General features: G+C 42.5%; 13 protein-coding genes and 1 tRNA gene. All 14 read right to left on the minus strand.

Annotation, left to right across the window (positions count from 1 at the left end):
- Positions 1 to 394: 394 nt before the first annotated feature.
- The 14 genes from RYO92_RS07580 to RYO92_RS07645 all read right to left on the minus strand — a co-directional run bounded on the left by RYO92_RS07580 (position 395) and on the right by RYO92_RS07645 (position 16,735).
- A complete protein-coding gene (locus RYO92_RS07580) occupies positions 395 to 2,128 on the minus strand; it encodes a [FeFe] hydrogenase, group A (protein ID WP_315369997.1) in 1,734 nt (577 codons plus the stop codon).
- Positions 2,122 to 3,957 (minus strand): NAD(P)-binding protein, encoded by a 1,836-nt coding sequence (locus tag RYO92_RS07585; RefSeq protein ID WP_315365048.1) that lies wholly within the window; start codon positions 3,955 to 3,957, stop codon positions 2,122 to 2,124. The genes RYO92_RS07580 and RYO92_RS07585 overlap by 7 nt, the downstream gene beginning before the upstream one ends.
- A 326-nt stretch (positions 3,958 to 4,283) precedes the next feature.
- The gene (locus RYO92_RS07590; protein ID WP_183683975.1) at positions 4,284 to 5,768 is read right to left on the minus strand and encodes a DUF1846 domain-containing protein; all 1,485 of its coding nucleotides are present in this window, start codon (positions 5,766 to 5,768) and stop codon (positions 4,284 to 4,286) included.
- Between the two features lie 149 nt (positions 5,769 to 5,917).
- A complete protein-coding gene (gene fliB / locus RYO92_RS07595) occupies positions 5,918 to 7,006 on the minus strand; it encodes a flagellin lysine-N-methylase (protein ID WP_315369998.1) in 1,089 nt (362 codons plus the stop codon).
- Positions 6,997 to 7,968 carry a tRNA dihydrouridine synthase gene (locus tag RYO92_RS07600; protein WP_315369999.1) on the minus strand — a complete coding sequence of 324 codons (972 nt, stop codon included), beginning with the start codon at positions 7,966 to 7,968 and terminating at the stop codon, positions 6,997 to 6,999. Before RYO92_RS07600 ends, fliB begins: the two co-directional genes overlap by 10 nt.
- An 8-nt stretch (positions 7,969 to 7,976) precedes the next feature.
- Entirely contained in the window at positions 7,977 to 9,104 is a 1,128-nt protein-coding gene (locus RYO92_RS07605) for a hypothetical protein (protein WP_315370000.1), read from the minus strand.
- Positions 9,094 to 9,951, minus strand: coding sequence for a YitT family protein (locus RYO92_RS07610; protein ID WP_007156188.1), 858 nt, complete (start codon positions 9,949 to 9,951; stop codon positions 9,094 to 9,096). Before RYO92_RS07610 ends, RYO92_RS07605 begins: the two co-directional genes overlap by 11 nt.
- A 140-nt stretch (positions 9,952 to 10,091) precedes the next feature.
- Positions 10,092 to 10,898: a L,D-transpeptidase family protein gene (locus RYO92_RS07615; RefSeq protein WP_315370001.1), complete on the minus strand. Its 807-nt coding sequence runs from the start codon at positions 10,896 to 10,898 to the stop codon at positions 10,092 to 10,094.
- A gap of 76 nt (positions 10,899 to 10,974) precedes the next feature.
- The gene (locus RYO92_RS07620; RefSeq protein WP_315370002.1) at positions 10,975 to 13,116 is read right to left on the minus strand and encodes a carbohydrate-binding domain-containing protein; all 2,142 of its coding nucleotides are present in this window, start codon (positions 13,114 to 13,116) and stop codon (positions 10,975 to 10,977) included.
- Positions 13,117 to 13,249: 133 nt separating this feature from the next.
- Positions 13,250 to 13,915, minus strand: coding sequence for a DUF4956 domain-containing protein (locus RYO92_RS07625; protein ID WP_315000534.1), 666 nt, complete (start codon positions 13,913 to 13,915; stop codon positions 13,250 to 13,252).
- Positions 13,909 to 14,730: a polyphosphate polymerase domain-containing protein gene (locus RYO92_RS07630; RefSeq protein WP_442945635.1), complete on the minus strand. Its 822-nt coding sequence runs from the start codon at positions 14,728 to 14,730 to the stop codon at positions 13,909 to 13,911. Before RYO92_RS07630 ends, RYO92_RS07625 begins: the two co-directional genes overlap by 7 nt.
- A 201-nt stretch (positions 14,731 to 14,931) precedes the next feature.
- Positions 14,932 to 15,930 carry a C40 family peptidase gene (locus RYO92_RS07635; RefSeq protein ID WP_315370004.1) on the minus strand — a complete coding sequence of 333 codons (999 nt, stop codon included), beginning with the start codon at positions 15,928 to 15,930 and terminating at the stop codon, positions 14,932 to 14,934.
- 101 nt (positions 15,931 to 16,031) lie between these two features.
- Positions 16,032 to 16,559, minus strand: a complete 528-nt coding sequence (locus RYO92_RS07640) for a NusG domain II-containing protein (RefSeq protein ID WP_315370005.1) — start codon at positions 16,557 to 16,559, stop codon at positions 16,032 to 16,034.
- A 103-nt stretch (positions 16,560 to 16,662) separates the two neighbouring features.
- Positions 16,663 to 16,735 (minus strand) — tRNA-Thr (locus RYO92_RS07645).
- Positions 16,736 to 16,853 lie beyond the last annotated feature (118 nt).

A 16,853-nucleotide genomic window follows, 5' to 3' on the forward strand; every position in this document is an offset into this window, starting at 1 on the left:
CCTCCTTCTTTAATGAATTTACAGAGAAATATACACGATATGCCCCGGACTTTCAAGACACAATAAAATGAATTTTTGGCATCAGATTGCATTTTTTTTAGACAATCCTTGAAATCTTTCTTTTTATCAATAAATTTTTTAATTTTATCAAAAGACACAACCAAATAAAGACTCTATTTTGTGTCTTTAATATCGCATAAACTCATCATTTTTATTCACACTAATGAATAAAAATGAATTTATAATCTGAACGAGTATCACCCGCCCGGTGTGCAATATCTGCTTTAGAGCAAAAAAAGAGAAGGGACTGTAAAAAATCAAAACAAGAAAACTATTTTGATTTTTACAGTCCCTTCTCCGTATAGAATAGAAAACTCTATGGTAGAAAAATATCTTATTCACTTTCTCCCGGCATCAGCCAGCCCTTTTGACTGGTATGCAGAAGCTCTTCCGCTCTTTCAGATAGGGGTTTCTCCAGATAATCCTGGTAAACCAGCTTGATAGAAGGATTCTCATGACAGAAACGAAGGGTTCCTTCCCGATCCTGCTTATAGAGAACCGGTGCACGATGGGCAGCCATTTCCTTCTGATCATGAATCGGCTGGCCACCACCGCCTACACAACCTCCCGGGCAGGCCATGACTTCTACAAAGTCATAATGCACCTGTCCCTTCTTTAGAGCTGTTAAAAGGCGATCTGCATTAGCCAATCCGTTAACTACGGCAATCTTTAGCTTATTGCCGGCAATATCAAAGGAAGATTCTTTCCAGCCGTCCATTCCTCTTACATCCTTGAAAGCATCCGGATCCGGATTCTCTCCTGTTGCCAGATAATATGCGGAACGTAAAGCCGCCTCCATAACACCGCCGGTTGCACCGAAAATATTACCTGCACCGGAGCCCAGTCCTAAAGGCATATCCAGCTCTATATCCTTCATCTTCTTGGGTGAAATATGCATAGCCCGAATCAAGCGATTCACCTCTCTTGTGGTTAAGGCTACATCTACATCAAAATTACCTTCGCTGTCTGTCATATTGGGATAGGAGCATTCCGCTTTTTTCGCAAGACAAGGCATGATGCTGACAGAGAAGATTTTCTTAGGGCTTACCTTTAAAATATCCGCATAATAGCTCTTGGCAATAGCACCGAACATCTGCTGGGGAGACTTGGAGGTAGAAACCTGCGGAATATACTCGGGATAATGACTCTTAATAAATCTAACCCAACCGGGACAGCAGCTGGTAAACATAGGGAAGTCCCCTTCCTGATGGGTTAACTTATGTAAGAACTCGGAAGCTTCCTCCATAATGGTTAAATCCGCTGCAAAGTCGGTATCGAATACATAGTCAAAGCCCATTTCCTTTAAGCAGCTGGCCAGTCTCTGCACAGAGGCTTCTTCCGCATCCAAGCCGAATTCCTCTCCCCATGCCGTACGAATGGATGGGGCAATCTGTGCCAGTACAATGGTCTCCGGATCATCTAAAGCATCCAAAACCTTATCCGTATCATCTCTTTCTCTAAGAGCACCTACAGGACAATGGGTAATACACTGTCCGCAAAGAGAACAGGGGGAATCCTCCAAACGATAGAAATCTCGAACATCTACCGTACTCTTTCCGCCACTGTTGATAACATCCCAAACATGGGTAGCCTGAATCTTATCGCAGACCTGAATACAACGCATACACTTAATACATTTGTCATATTCTCGAATCAAGGGGAAGCTTTTGGATCCCTTTTGCTTAGGCAGATCCTTAGGAAAGCTTTCTCCCATAATATTCAAGTCATTGGCAACGTGCTGTAACGCACAGTTCCCGGAACGAACACAGGTGGTGCAGGTAACATTGTGCTGAGATAAAATCAGCTCTACGTTACATTTTCTGGCTTCTCTTGCCTTTTTGGAATTGGTATGCACTACCATTCCCTCCAGCACAGGGCTGTTACAAGCGGCATGAAGTCTCTGGTCTCCTTCCACCTCTACAACGCAGACACGGCAGGCACCAATTTCGTTTAAGCCCTTGAAGTAGCAGAGGGTAGGGATATAAACGCCAATTTCCTTAGCCGCTTCCAGGATGGTGGTATGCTCCGGAACACATACTTTTTTTCCATCGATTGTACAATTTACCATTTGCATTCTCTGCCTCCCTTAAAGATACCATAACCAAAGTGATCACAGTGAAGACATCTGCCCGACTCTTGGCAAGCCTCTTCATCTGTCATGCCGTACTCCATAAGCTTAAAGTCCTTAACCCGCTCATCGGCAGGACGCTCTTTCATATTGACACGGCCGGTAGGTGCATTGTCATCGAAACGAACCGGTGGAAGTTCGATTTCAGAGGTAATCTCATGGCAGTAGCCAAGGTACTCATCGATGTTAGCCGCAGCAGTCTTTCCTGCAGCAATCGCACGAATTACGGTTGCAGGACCGGTTACACAGTCTCCTCCTGCAAAAATGCCGTCAACATCCCTCAGTGCAGAAGTATCTAAGGCATTAATTCTTCCGGATTCAATAGGAATTTCCTGATATTCCTCAAACTTACGGAAGTCGATACCCTGACCGATGGCTACCAGAACCAGATCTGCCTTAAGCTCTACTTCAGGTGCCTGAGAATCCTTGGGGGAAGGTCTTCCATAACGTACTCCTCCAATAATCTGTGGCTTAAGCACCAGACCCTTACAATGTCCATTCTCATCCTTCTCAATGCGAACCGGGGAATGAAGCTCTACGATATCGCAACCGTCTGCAATTGCGCCCTCTACCTCTTCCGGTAGAGCGGTCATATCTACTCTACGTCTTCTGTAGGCAATCTTTACGGTCTTTGCTCCCAGACGAATTGCGGAACGCGCCACGTCCATAGCCACGTTTCCTCCGCCCACTACAATGACATTCAAGCCGCTAAAATCGGGATAATCATCATCTCCAATATTTCTAAGCATCTCTACAGCGGAAATTACGCCCTGAGCATCTTCTCCCGGAATACCAAGCTTCTTATCTGTGTGGGCACCGATAGATACGTAAACCGCATCATACTGCTTTCTTAAATCCTTTAAGCTGATATCATGTCCAATGGAGACATCCGTCTTAACCTGGAAGCCGGCCTTCTTTAAGCCGTCAATTTCGTGATCCAGGATTTCTCTGGGAAGTCTATAAGCCGGAATTCCATAACGGAGCATTCCTCCCAGCTGCTTTCTCTGCTCATATACCATAACATCATGTCCCATAATGCTAAGGTAATAAGCAGCACTTAAGCCGGAGGGACCGCCACCTACGATAGCAATCTTCTTTCCGGTCTTATCCATAATCTTCGGTGCGGGAATCTCTCCCTCATGCTCTACCGCATAGCGCTTAAGTCCACGAATATTAATCGCCTTATCCACCATGGTTCTTCTGCAACGAAGCTCACAGGGATGCTCGCAGATTAAACCGCAGGCAGCAGGGAAGGGATTATCCTTTCGAATCAACTGTACCGCATCTCCGTAACGACCTTCATGAATCAAAGAAACATATCCGGGAACGTCTACATGGGCAGGACAAAGGGATACGCAAGGAACCGGCTGGCTTAGCTTGGCAAAACAACGTCCATGCTGTACATGCTCCGCATAGTCCTCGTAGAAACCGCGGATTCCTCTAAGCACCATCTTCGCCGCTTCAAATCCAATGGCGCAATCTGCAGAGTTATAGATTCCTTCTGCAGTTTTCTCGATGGTCTTTAAAGTATCCATATCCGCAGAACCGTCCAATACGGATTCAATCAGACCTTCCAACTGTCCAAGTCCCACTCTACAGGGAGTACACTTTCCACAGGATTGGGAATGACATACATGAACAAAAGCCTCTGCCAAGTCAACAGGACAAAGACCAGGCTGGGACGCCTGAATTCTTCGCTCTATGTCTCGGTAAAGGCCTTCTACGGTTTTTTGGGCTTCATTTTCAGTTACAATTATTAACCTGCTCATTTTTTCTCCTTTGCCAAGACGCTATTGCGTCTTGCTATAGACTCTTCCATCCCTAGCTTAGGGTTCATACTTGCAGTATAACACAAAAAACTTTTTCTTTCTGTTTAAAAAAAGAATTAATTTTTTGTGCAGAGTGCATAATAGACAAAAAATTAACAGGTCGTTTTTTTGTTAGTATACACTAACAATTATAAAAAAAGAAAAAACCGTCAAGGATTTATTTCAGCTTTCAATAAGTATTTTCCCGACAGTTTTTTCTAAATTATGTATCCGATAAACAATATAGGATAGCTCTATTGTACTAATTTCCTTTACGTATCCGACGTTTAGGAATGGAATAATTTCTTATTTTGATACTGTGGCTCACAGCTTAAACGAATTCCCAATTTTCCAAGGGTTTTTTCATCAATCTGAGAAAGAATCACCGTGGAATGCATTTCACACTGATTGAGCTGTGCCAGCTGCTCCATACACTTCTCCGCATTTTCATCCGTATTGGCGGAAATTGTTAAAGCAATCAAAATCTCATCGGTATGAAGTCTTGGATTATGATTTCCCAGATGCTCCACCTTTAAATGCTGAATAGGCTCAATGATTTCCGGAGAAATCACCTTTAAATCATCCGGAAGTCCCGCACATTTTTTCAATGCATTAAGCAGCATGGCTGCACAAGCTCCCAATAAAGGAGTGGTCTTTCCGGTAACAATACTGCCATCCGGAAGAGAAATTGCGGCAGCGGGGCCGTTGGTCAGTTCCGCCTTTTGTTTTGCAGCAGCAACAACGGGACGGTCCGCAATACTGATATTGGCTTTCTCCATTAAAAGCTCTTCCTTCTCCACTATATCAGAAGAAATGCTTCCCTTTCTTTTTTCTACCAAAGCCGCATAATATCTTCGGATAATTTCCTGTTGAGAGGCCTTACAAACCGCGTCCTCATCGATAATACAGTTTCCGGCCATATTGACTCCCATATCCGTAGGTGACTGGTAGGGAGAGCTTCCGTAAATTTTATTAAACATGGCCTTTAAGACCGGAAAGACCTCCACATCACGATTATAGTTTACGGTGCTTACACCGTAAGCCTCCAAATGATACGGGTCAATCATATTGATATCATTTAAATCTGCTGTAGCCGCTTCATAGGCCAGGTTGACCGGGTGCTGCAAGGGAATATTCCAAATCGGGAAGGTCTCAAACTTGGCATATCCTGCATTTACCCCATGCTTATGCTCTTGATAAAGCTGAGAAAGACAAACTGCCATCTTTCCTGAACCCGGTCCCGGTGCTGTTACCACAATCAAGGAGCGGGAGGTTTCAATATAATCATTTTTTCCGAAGCCCTCGTCACTGATAATCAGGGGAACATTGGAGGGATAGGAAGGAATGGAATAGTGGCGATAGACCTTTATTCCCAGGGACTCAAGCTTACGCTGATAAGCAATAGCGCTTTCCTGTCCGGTAAAACGAGTTAAAACCACGGAACCCACATAAAGGCCATATCCCCGGAAGGCGTCAATTAAACGAAGCACATCCATATCATAGGTAATGCCCAAATCACCTCTGACCTTATTCTTCTCTATATCACCGGCATGGATAGCAATCACGATTTCCGCATCATCCTTAAGCTCTCCCAGCATCCGAATCTTACTGTCCGGATGGAATCCGGGCAATACTCTGCTGGCATGATAGTCGTCAAAGAGTTTTCCGCCAAATTCCAGATATAGCTTCCCGCCGAACTTCGCAATTCTTTCCTTGATATGCTCTGACTGGGTTTTTAAATACTGCTCATTATCAAAACCGATCTTGTCCATCTTTCCCTCCTATTTTTTTACTAAACTGCCACATTTTTAAAAAAGCTCTTTTCGGAAGATTCATTATGCATGAAATCCACTCCAAATCCCCTACAACAAAAAAGTTATTATACTGCTTTTTGAAATATTTGCATCTGTTTTTTTATTCTTTATTCCAGAAATAAATCCATATTCTTTTTTTGGTGTTCCACCTCTTTGGAAAAGAATACCGCTACCCTGAAAAAGGCCTTTTCCTCCCCAAAGAAGAAAAGCTTTTTTTCCTCTTCCTTTGCATAATATTGTAAGAGCGAATCCGTATAAACCATCCAAAGAATACACTTTCTGATAAGATGAAATAAAGGCAAAATGGATTTTTTCTTTAATCCTGTCATTAAGTAGCGAAACGTGTAATATCTGCAAAACTCTTCCAAATATAGCTTTTCTCTTTCTCTGTAAAAGCTTTGCATTTTATTCTGCAAATCCTTTTCCGCCCTATGAAAAATTGTCAGAAAACTCTTCCACAATTCGCCTCTCCCTTGAATTTCCTCATTCATTTTACAATATTCTCTAAAGCTTTCCTCTGAAAAAAACGGCTCCGTTAATCCGTTTTCCAAGGCTTCCAGTTCTTTACAATATGGAAAAGCTGTATTTTCATAAAACAAAAGCTCTTCTCCCTGTAAAAATACCGTTTTCAGCTCCGCAAAAAATCCATGAATATCCTTAGGAAAGTCGGGTAAGGCCTCCCAAAGACCTTGGCGAAAAGCCAAAAGAGAAACCAAAAGCTCATTCTGCCCGCTTTCCCCAGTGCTGTTTTCCGAAATATTCTCCTTTTCAGAAAGCCTTTCATCCTCCAGCTCTTCCCGAATCAGTTCCCCCTTCCAGGACAGGATAGCCTTAGCAGCCTCTTCACAGGATAAATGCAGGTCCAGCTGCATATAGGGATAAACCATGGATTCTCTTCTGGGATAAGCATCGCAGACCTTGGAAAGCTCTTCTTCCCCCCTGCATCTTTGGATTTCACAAAGACCATCCTCCTGAAGAAATGGACATCTTCCATCCTTCTCCACATCAAAATAGAATTCGCCGTCCTTCTTATGAAGCTTTCTTCTCAGCTTCTCTCCTAAAGCGCCGCCCATATTTTGATACTTTTCCGCGGTCTCAAAATCAATGTCAATTAGCCAATCTCTGCAACAGCTGTCCTTACAAGCTTGCCCAATACAGGCAAAATCCGGATAAAAAAGAGGATACTCTAAAAGCATAGGCTTAATCCCTCCCTTACTTGAAAATGGCTTTCTGCAAAAAAGCGATATTTGGCCGCCTTGTATTCCGCCAAATTTTTAGCCTTTCGAACCTCCTTTAAGCCTTTTTCACCGCCTTGATAGGACTTGGCAAAATAGCTCCAAAATTCTTTGTACTTTGCCAATATATTTCTTTCTCCTTGAATTTCTTTGTCAAAATTCTCTTCCACCAAACTGAGAAAATGCTTAAACTCTTCTTCCTCCAATACCTTTCCGCCTCGAACTTCCCGAAAAAGAGCCGGATTGGACAGGAGCCCTCGACCGCACATAATTCCCTGTATCCCGGGGAAATGTTCCTGTAGGAACAAAATATCCTCCTTTGTTTCCACATCTCCATTATATACAAGGGGAAGCTTAGAGCATTTACAAATATTTTGAAAACAATGTAAATTCACTCGGCCGGAATAATACTGCTTTTGGGTTCTGGGATGAACGATGATTTCCGAAAAAGGAAAATGATTGAATACCGCAAAAAGCTCTTCCCATTCGCCTTCTGTATTTAAACCTATCCTTGTCTTTATGGAGACTCTCATTTTTGAATCCTTCAACAAGGAAAAAAGCTCTTGAAAGAAGTCTTCCAATAACATCGGATTTCTAAGCATGCCGGAGCCTTTCCCCTTAGCCACCACGGTTCCGCTGGGACAGCCCAGATTTAAATTACACTCTAGATATCCCAAACTCTCCAGATATTCCATAGTCGCATGGACAAACTCCGGACGATTTCCCATAATTTGGGGAATCAGCACTAAGCCATTATTGTTCTCTACTGCACAATCCCGTTCAATTCTTCCGGTATAATGCCCTTCCTCATTGGAAGAAATAAAGGGACTAAAATAAGCGTCCGTTTCCGGAAACAAAGCTCTATGGGCATTCCTAAGAGGATAGCCTGTAATGGATTCCAATGGAGCAAAATAATACTTCATGATCTCTCCTAAAAATTACCGGTGAAAAATGCCAAAAACAACAGAATAATCAGCATTTGCCCATGCACCATCAGATAATGCAAAAGAAAAAGCTTCAGGTTTACAAGCTTCGCTCTTCGCAAGAAAACAATAGCCATAATACTGCTATAGTTTAACGCCAAGGGATGAATCGTAGATAATATGGAAGCCACAATCAGCTGTCTTCCCTTGGTACTGAAGGAGGACAACAGTACAGAGGCAGGAAGTCTTGTGAAAATTTCCGATAGGATAAAGCCTCGGCTAGTCTCATGAGCAAGAATCCATTCTCCAAATAAACGACTAAGCATTGCACTATGATAGGTACTTTCCTTTAACAACAAAATCAAAAAGAGAAAAAGAAATAGAAAGCCATCCAGCTTTAAAAATATTCTTCTTCGAAAAATAAGCGTATAAAAGATAAGGACGGGAAAAAGTAAAAGAATCGGAATAATCCGAGGATAAGACAAGAATATTAAAAGGGAAAACAGGGAAAAATGAATCAGAGCATTGGTATCCAGCTTGCTTTCCCTGAAATTCCCCTGAAATACGGCATTTTCTTCCTCTTTAAAAATCAGAACATAGGGAAGCAAAAAAATTCCTCCAAAAAGGAAGAAGATAAAGCTAATCCGTAAGAAGGACAGAAAGCTATAGCCATATTCCAAAAACAAATATAGAGAAGAGAGGCTGGTGTAGGGAAAGAGAAAGCTTCCGATCTCTCCGGCTAAAAGCTGTAAAACCAGAGTATGCACCAAAAGATATTTACAGTTCTTTTCTTTTCCCAGACTATCCAATGTGATGGGAATCATCACAAACAGACTCAAAGTATCTCCAAAAAAGGTAGAAAATAGAAAGCTAAATAAAATCAATCTGCGGGATAAGCCTTTTCTTGTTTTACTGCGGTTTAACTGCTTGTACACCAAATGATGCAAATATTGGCTTTCTATCAAATACACGGACAGAAGCAGAATGGAAAGCATGGAAAAATACTTCTCTACAGGAAAACTCATTATATAAGAAAAATCCGGATACTGAAAAAGGCAGGATAGAAGCACCAATCCTGCCAAGATAAGCAATACAATATTTTTGGATTTACGAATGGTAATGCTTTTAATCTTCATTCTGATTGATAAAACCCTCTCCGTGTACTTCTCTTACATCGGAAATGATAAAGAACGCCTTGTCATCCATACTGTAAACCTGATCCTTCACTCTGGTCACCTCTCTGGGACTCAGCACACAGTACAGCATGGTAATTCCCTGTCTGGTATACATTCCCTTCGCATCAATACCGGTAACGCCTCGTTCCAGCTCTTTCATAATCCATTGGGAAATCTCCTCTCCCTTATTGGAAATAATAGTAACCGCCTTGGCAAAGTGCATACCGTCAATAAAGGAATCACAAAGTTTGGTGAAAATATATACGGATACAATGGCATAGCAGGCCTTGGTTACCCCAAAGAGCTGTAATCCCCAAAGCACTACAGCACCGTCGCAGAACTGTAAAAGCTTCGCAATGGATATATGCTTAAAGCGAGTTTGAATAATCGCAGCCATCAAATCCGTTCCACCGGTAGTGCTGGATGCCGCAAAGACCAAGCCGCAGCCAATTCCCATAAGAATGGCACCAATCACAGAGTCTAAAAATAAATCATCTGCAGGAATCAGAGTGTAATCCGGAAGTACATACAAAATAAAGGAGCAAAGCATGGTAGCAAAAATAGTTCTGGCAATGAATTTCCATCCCTTAGTGAGATAGCCCAGAGCAAAAAGGGGAATATTGATAACGGTATTACTTAACCACAAGGGCAAACCGAATAGGTGTCGAAGGATAATGGATATACCCGAAACTCCTCCGATAATTAATCCTGCCGGATCATAAATATTTTTGGAGGCAATGGAAATTAATAGGGAGCCTATAATCATATAACAATAGTCCCGAATCAAACGTTTTTTCTTGTTATCCATTTCTCCTCCTTCAATACTGTGGATTCCATTCCATAGTTCCTTGCAACATTTTATAAAAATGCCTTAAAACGCTTTAAAAGCTTAAATGCTCTTCAAAAACTATCATACTTTTTAAAGCTCTTTAGATGCTTCCGAATATTTTAATACTTTTGAAGTTCATCCTCTTTTTGTAAGGTAATAATACTCAGCTTTTCCTTCAGAAGGGGCAACAACTCTTCCATCGCCTGCTTTTCAATAGTGATACAGCCGGAGCTCTCCCAGGTATCCGGCGCTTTGATATGTAAGAAAATAGCGGAGCCTCTACCAAATACCACGGGATTTTGATTAAATCCGATAGCCAAAGCCTTTTCATAGCAAATCTTATAGGAATACAATCTTTCACCGGCAATCTTTGTAGGACTTTCCACCCAGGTGTTGTAAGTATTTTTCTCTCCGGACCAATAGGAAGTCTTTTGAATCTGCTTATAAGAAAGCTTGGTATTTACAGAGCTTGGAAAGCCAAAGGCAAAGGAAATAGGATAAGCACCTAAAGGCGTGGTTCCGTCTCCTTCCTTTCTTTCCGTCCCTTCCTTTAGACCGTTTCTGCCATATCCGCTATAGGTCTTCCATTGTAAATAAAACCGATCCTCTCCCTTGTTCCAAAGGCTCAATTCATGGTCCAACATTACAAGAAGCTGATCTTCCTTTTTTCCTACCTCTGTTTGGAATAGTTTTTTGCCAATCCGAATCTCCGTATCGTTACTGGATGTAGAACTTTGGGATTCCAGTTTTTTCTGATAAAGCTCCCCCGGTCCTGCAAAGGCGGTAAATATCATAGACAGACAAAAAAGACTAAGGATTAGGATACCGGTAAGTACCATCTTAGTCTTTTTTTGCTGTTTCTTTTGAGAGAATAAATTCATAGCTTTCCTTTCCTTTTCGCTCTGAAAAATCTTGATATAATCCATAACATCATATCCAATTCAGGAAAGCTTGTAAAGGAAAAATGAATCTCTTCCCTAGACTATTCAATTTTTATTCAGTCTAATTCCCCTGGGGTTCTTGCTGATTCCGATTCCTCTCTGAGTTCTGAGCGGACTGCTTGTCCTGTGTCTGTGACTTACTCCGAGAAGAACTTCCCTTGGAATTATTCCGGGAAGATTTCTCCGAATTAGAATGGGAGTTCGAATTCTTTTGGGAATCCTTTTGAGATTGACTATTGGAAGATTTGGAATTCTTCTGCTTATTCTTCTTACTTCCCTGTCCATCCGGTCTGTTTCCTCTTTCCATGCCCTGACCATTATTCATGCCGCCCTGAGCTCTATCGCCGGGCATTCCCGGATTTCCATTCATGCCACCCTGTTCTCTGCCGCCGGGCATTCCCTGGTCACCGTTCATACCGCCTCGTTCCATGCCCTGACCGTTATTCATTGGAGGCATTCCCATGCCATTGTCGCTGGGTGGATTGCCGGGAAAGTTGTTGCCATCCCCACCGGGGAATCCGCCCATCTCGCCGGGCATTCCTTGACCTCTGTCTCCGGGCATTCCTTGGTTGCCATTCTGATGACCTTGCCCTCTGCCCCCTTGTCTTCCTTGGTCGCCGTTCATGCCACCTTGGAATCCTCCATTTGGAGGGCCGCCCTGCGGACCGCCACCATTCTGTCCTCCATTTTGTCCGCCGTTAAAGCCTCCGTTTGGAGCACCTCCCTGTGGGCCGCCATGGCCCATTCCGCCGCCCATAGCATTACCGTTTCCTAAGGTATTGGCAATAGCGCTTACCGTAAATTCCTCTGTATTTTCTCCTGCGGAAAGCTTATAGCTCTGATTATTGCTAAGCTCTGGTGAGGAGAACAGTACTACGCCGTAGCTGTTTTGCAAATCGGAAACATTAAAGATATCTTTTCCGTTGCTGTCTGTAATTTTAATTGTGCTTCCCGCATTTTGATTATTGCTGAGATAATCTACTACAAAGGCCTGGGTAGAGCTGTTTCCGTCAAAGGTCTGGAACATTTCGTTGTTTCCGGCTACCAAAACCGTACCGCCGGTAATGGTGCCTGTTCCGTCGTAATCTAAGGGTCCGTTTCCGTGTCCGGCGCCATCTACTATAAGAGTTCCGCCGCTAATGCTTAAGTCTCCGTTGGAATCCAGACCGTCACCTCCTGCATTTACCCGAAGGGTACCGCCATTGATGTTGATATATACCCCTTCCTGTGCCGCAAATTCGTTTCCGGAACTGTTATCGCTGGCCGCATTTAAACCGTCGTCCTGAGACTTTACGGTAATCGTACCTCCATGAATATCAATAGAAGCGCCCTCCAGTCCCTCATTGGAGTTCTCGATATTTACGTTTCCTTCATTTACCACCAGCTTACCGTCTGCATGCATACCGTCGTCGGAAACGGAAAGAGTATAGCTTCCCTTGGATACCGTCATATCTCCATTGGTGTTAAAGCCATCCTGTCCGGCAGTTATCGTAAAGCTTCCGTCATTGATGGTCAGATTATATTTACCGTTAATGCCGTGCTTTGTCGCTTCAACAGTATAGTTTCCGCCTTCAATCGTTAAGCTGTCCTTTCCATGGATACCGTCCTCGTAATTTCCTTTCACTTCCAGACTGCCGCTTCCGCTTAGAATCAAATCGGATTTACTGTAAATTGCCGCATCGGGAATATCCTCCGTCTTACTATTGGAAGAATTGGAATTGCTGTCTTCTGTGGTATTGGCCGCTCTAAGATCCTGTACGGAGTTCTTGGAATTCTCCGCCAGAGTTAGGGTGAAATCTCCGGAGGTCTTCACATAGATTGGAGCTGTTTCCTTATTGCTGATGCTAAAGTTATCCAAAATCAAATTGACCTTATGGGTATCTCCCGCCGCAATAACGACCTGTCCATCCTCCAAATTTCCGGAAAGTCTATAAGTTCCTGCAGTGGAAATGGTAATGGTTTTTCCCTCTACAGAAACGCCATTTCCGTTTGTTTTAATCTCTCCATTTTCCACGGTAATCTTCGTTTCACTTCCCGTAGACTTTTCCGCCGGCTTTTGGCTTGTAGCCTGTGTATTATTGCTCACTGTTTTATTCTGTGCCGCATTGGCTGTACTTCCGCAGGCCACCATAATGCTACTTAATTCCAGACCTAAAGCCAAGGCTGCAAGCTTATTGTAATTTACCTTCATTTTCTTCTTCATTTTTTCTTTTCCTTTCTGTACTCTTTAGTTAAATAATTCTCTGTAAAATAATCCTTCTTTATTTTTTCATAGCTTCCCTTTTTCATCCTTTTCTTGTTCCCAAAAAGGGCAACTAAAGCTTTAGAATCCCATTTTATAAACTTGCCCGCTCATCCATACTGCGCGCCAGATAGAGCTCCAGATTACCGTTACGAACTCTCAAGGCATCTAAGAAATCTTTTTCTTTTTTATCGGATTTCAGCTGTACCTTATACTGCAGTTCAAATAAAGAACCCAGGTTTACGGTTTTAACCTGCAATAATTCCGAAACACCGGTATATTCTTTGAAAATGTCTTGAAAAACCTCTTCATAATCCAGGTTTTCCGGCATGGTAATCTTTAAGTATCGGTCTTTCTTTCCCCAGTTTTGGAAGATACCGTTTTGGAACAGAATAGACAGTAAACTTAAGCTGACTGCTAAAATGCCTCCTAAGGCAATGTATCCTATACCGCAGGCCAGTCCTACCGCCATAGCCAGGAAGATAGCTGTAATTTCCTTGGCATTTCCCGGTGCGGATCGGAATCTCACCAGAGAAAATGCTCCTGCCACCGCAACTCCCGTTCCTACATTTCCGTTTACCAGCATTATGACGGTTTGTACCATGGCCGGGAGTAAAGCCAAGGCCACAAATAGATTGGAGGAACTTTTATTTTTAAAGCTGTGGCAAAAGGCTATCACCAGGCCATAAACTATGGATGCCCCCAAACAAATCAGGAATACCTCGGGACTTAAGCTTCCTGTGAAAATGCTCTCTAACATACTGCCTCCATTCTGCCTAAAGCTTTTTGTGCTAAAGGCTGCTTCTTCCATATCTCCGAATCGGAGAATCTTAGTGTATAAATCTCCTTTTGTTTTTCTTCCATTCCGAATCGCAAATTCGGGAAGATAACGCTTTTATAATAATTTCCGTATTTTGAAAAATTTCCCATAAAAATGGATTCCTCGGATAGGATTTGACTAAACCATAGGGGAAGAACACCGCTGCTTTTTACTTCCATCAGAACCTCTCCGTTTTGTAGAAGCTTAAAGCCCTCTTCTTCTCTGTCTAAGCTTCCCTGTAAGGCGTAGCCTAGAATGTTTCGATCAAAAGTGATTCGAAATTCCGAGTCTTCCTTTCCCATATAAGCATCCCGGTCGTAACGAATCATGACCTTCGGCTCCAGCCCCTCCTTCTTTCTGCTGTAATCAATTTCCCGGAATATTTGGCTCTCCTCCTTGGGATGAATCTTACGGAAGAGATAATCCTCCGCTTCCTGATAAGAAAGAGAAATTCTTCTTTTATACACTACTCCTTGATATTTTTTCTTCAGTTCCAAAAACAATTCCTTATCTTGATTGGGCAAGCCATAGGACCGAAGTCTCAGCTTTTCTTTATACTTTGGCTTTTCTATGGATTTTCTGACTGAGGAGAAGCTATCGTTATCAAAGTACAGACTGTAAATACTGTAGTGAGGATAAGCGTCTTCCAGTATTTTCCCCTGAAGCTTTTCTAAAAGTCTTTCATATTGATTTTTTGTCAGTAAATATTTTTTCTCAAATCTTTTGAATATGTTCTGCTTTTTCAATTCCAACATCTCCTTTCTTTTTGAGATAGCCCCAGTATAGAAAGCTTTGCTGAAATGAAACTGAAAAAATTTCAGAAAGTTTCAAACGAGATATCGCACACTACGCGTGCGATACTCGTTAAGAACATGAAAAAAGACCGATAAATCGGTATGAGCCGAATTTATCGATCTTTTGCTGATTTTTTATCTATGAAATTAAAGAAAAGAAAATTATTTTGTGTATCTTCCGTATCCGTATGGCTTCTTGTAGAAAACATCATGCTCCCGAACGAAGTCACCGGTTCTGGTACAGTGGATAATGGTTCCGTTTCCGGAATAAATTCCCACATGATAAATGGTGCTTGGAGAGGAGCCGTAAAATACTAAATCACCGGGCTGTAACTCTTCCGCGGAAATCTTCTGCGCGGAAGCATACTGGGAACGAGAATCTCTGGGAATGGAAATGCCAAACTTCTTAAATACCTCCTGGGTAAATCCGGAACAATCCGCACCGGTTGTAAGAGAAGTTCCTGCCACCTTATAAGGAAGCACCGCAATAAAGGAACGGGCATAGCTGATCAGCTCCGTAGCCTCGGACTTCTTCAAATCCTGTGCACTGTTTCCAACATTTCCGCTGAAATTCTCAGCCTTGTTCTTAACGGTTTTTTCCGTTGCAAGGTTGCTGTCTCCTTCTACTTCAGGGCCGGAATAAGAGCCGGAAAAGTCAAGAACATCCTGTCCGCTCTTCTTTTCTTCCTTTGCACTTGCCTTCTTGGAAGCGGAGCTCTTCTTCTCCACAGAAGGCTTCTGGTTCTCCTGATCGGAAACGGCTGTTCCTAAATCCAAATCCGATCCCATTACATCAATAGTTCCGGAGCTGGACTCACTCTTACCGTTGGTATAAACTCCCGCTTCTCCGATTGCCTTCACCTGCACAACGCCATCCTTAAGCCAGGCGCCGGTAGTATCTACCTTATAGCCTTCCACAGTGGTATTGGACTTTAGCCATCCGTTGGCATCAAAATAATAGCACTCTGCGATGCCGTCGCCGTTACCGTCAATCCAAGCCCAGGTAGACTTAGGATAGGTTCCATCCTGATGATTGTACCACCATTTATTGCTGTTCTTGCCGTTTCCCTTCTGCCAACGACCTGCATAAGCCGGAATGGCGGAAAAAAGTGAAAGCAGGCAAATTGAATTCACTACTAAAATTTTCCAATTCTTCTTCATTTTCTTTTCCTTTTTTAATAAAACGATACCTCTGCATGATAAAGCATAGCTTCTCTTTTCGCAAGTTCGAAATGAGATTTGTAAGCTAATCTCGGGAAATGTTAGGATTTTGTAATAATTTGAATAATTAATCCGTGGGGTAGGCAAACAATGGGTAAGTCCTGATTTTCCTCACTGATGGCAGGAGTATGTACACAGATTTGATTATTACAGTTGGATTCCGTACAAAGCACCTTTCCGTCCTTAATTTCTATAAAGTTCACCTCATGTTTTGCGGGATTCACCTCATCATCGGAAAGGGATGCCAGATTTTCCTTAAAGTCCACTTCTCTGGCTTCGTTATCCATAATCAAGATTTTGCTGTTTTCCGAGAGATTTTTTTCAATCAAAACAATGCCGTTTTTTAAAATCTGTACTTTTCTTCCATCCTTTTTGCTAAAGGCCTTTGGAAGAAAAAAAGATAAAGCTGCCATCAGGAATACCAAAAACAGGATGATAGCAACTCGCTTTTGTTCCTTTTTCTTCTCTCCATCCCCAGGACTATTCCTATACGAAAAATCCTGCCTTTCCTTTTCCTCATTCTTCAGCTCTATGCTTGATTTCTTCTCTTCCTTCCCCTGCTCTTCCATATCCTTCAAACTCCCTATTCTATCTATCGACCGCTTTTTCCAAAAATAGCATCCACCGAAACAAAAAAGCAGGGAAGCCAAGAGCACTTCCCTGCTGAAGAGAGGCCACAAACCAGACTTGAACTGGTGACCTTCTGATTACGAATCAGATGCACTACCGACTGTGCTATTGTGGCATCTCCCGCAGTATAGCACAGCTTCTTTCTCCATGGCAAGAGTGAAATACAAGCTTATTCCGGTCCAAAAATGAAAAAGTAAATTCTACTCATCTATCCCCCAGTAGATTTTACTTCT

The sequence above is a fragment of the Oribacterium sinus genome, assembly GCF_963553175.1.
Lineage (GTDB): Bacteria > Bacillota > Clostridia > Lachnospirales > Lachnospiraceae > Oribacterium > Oribacterium sinus_B.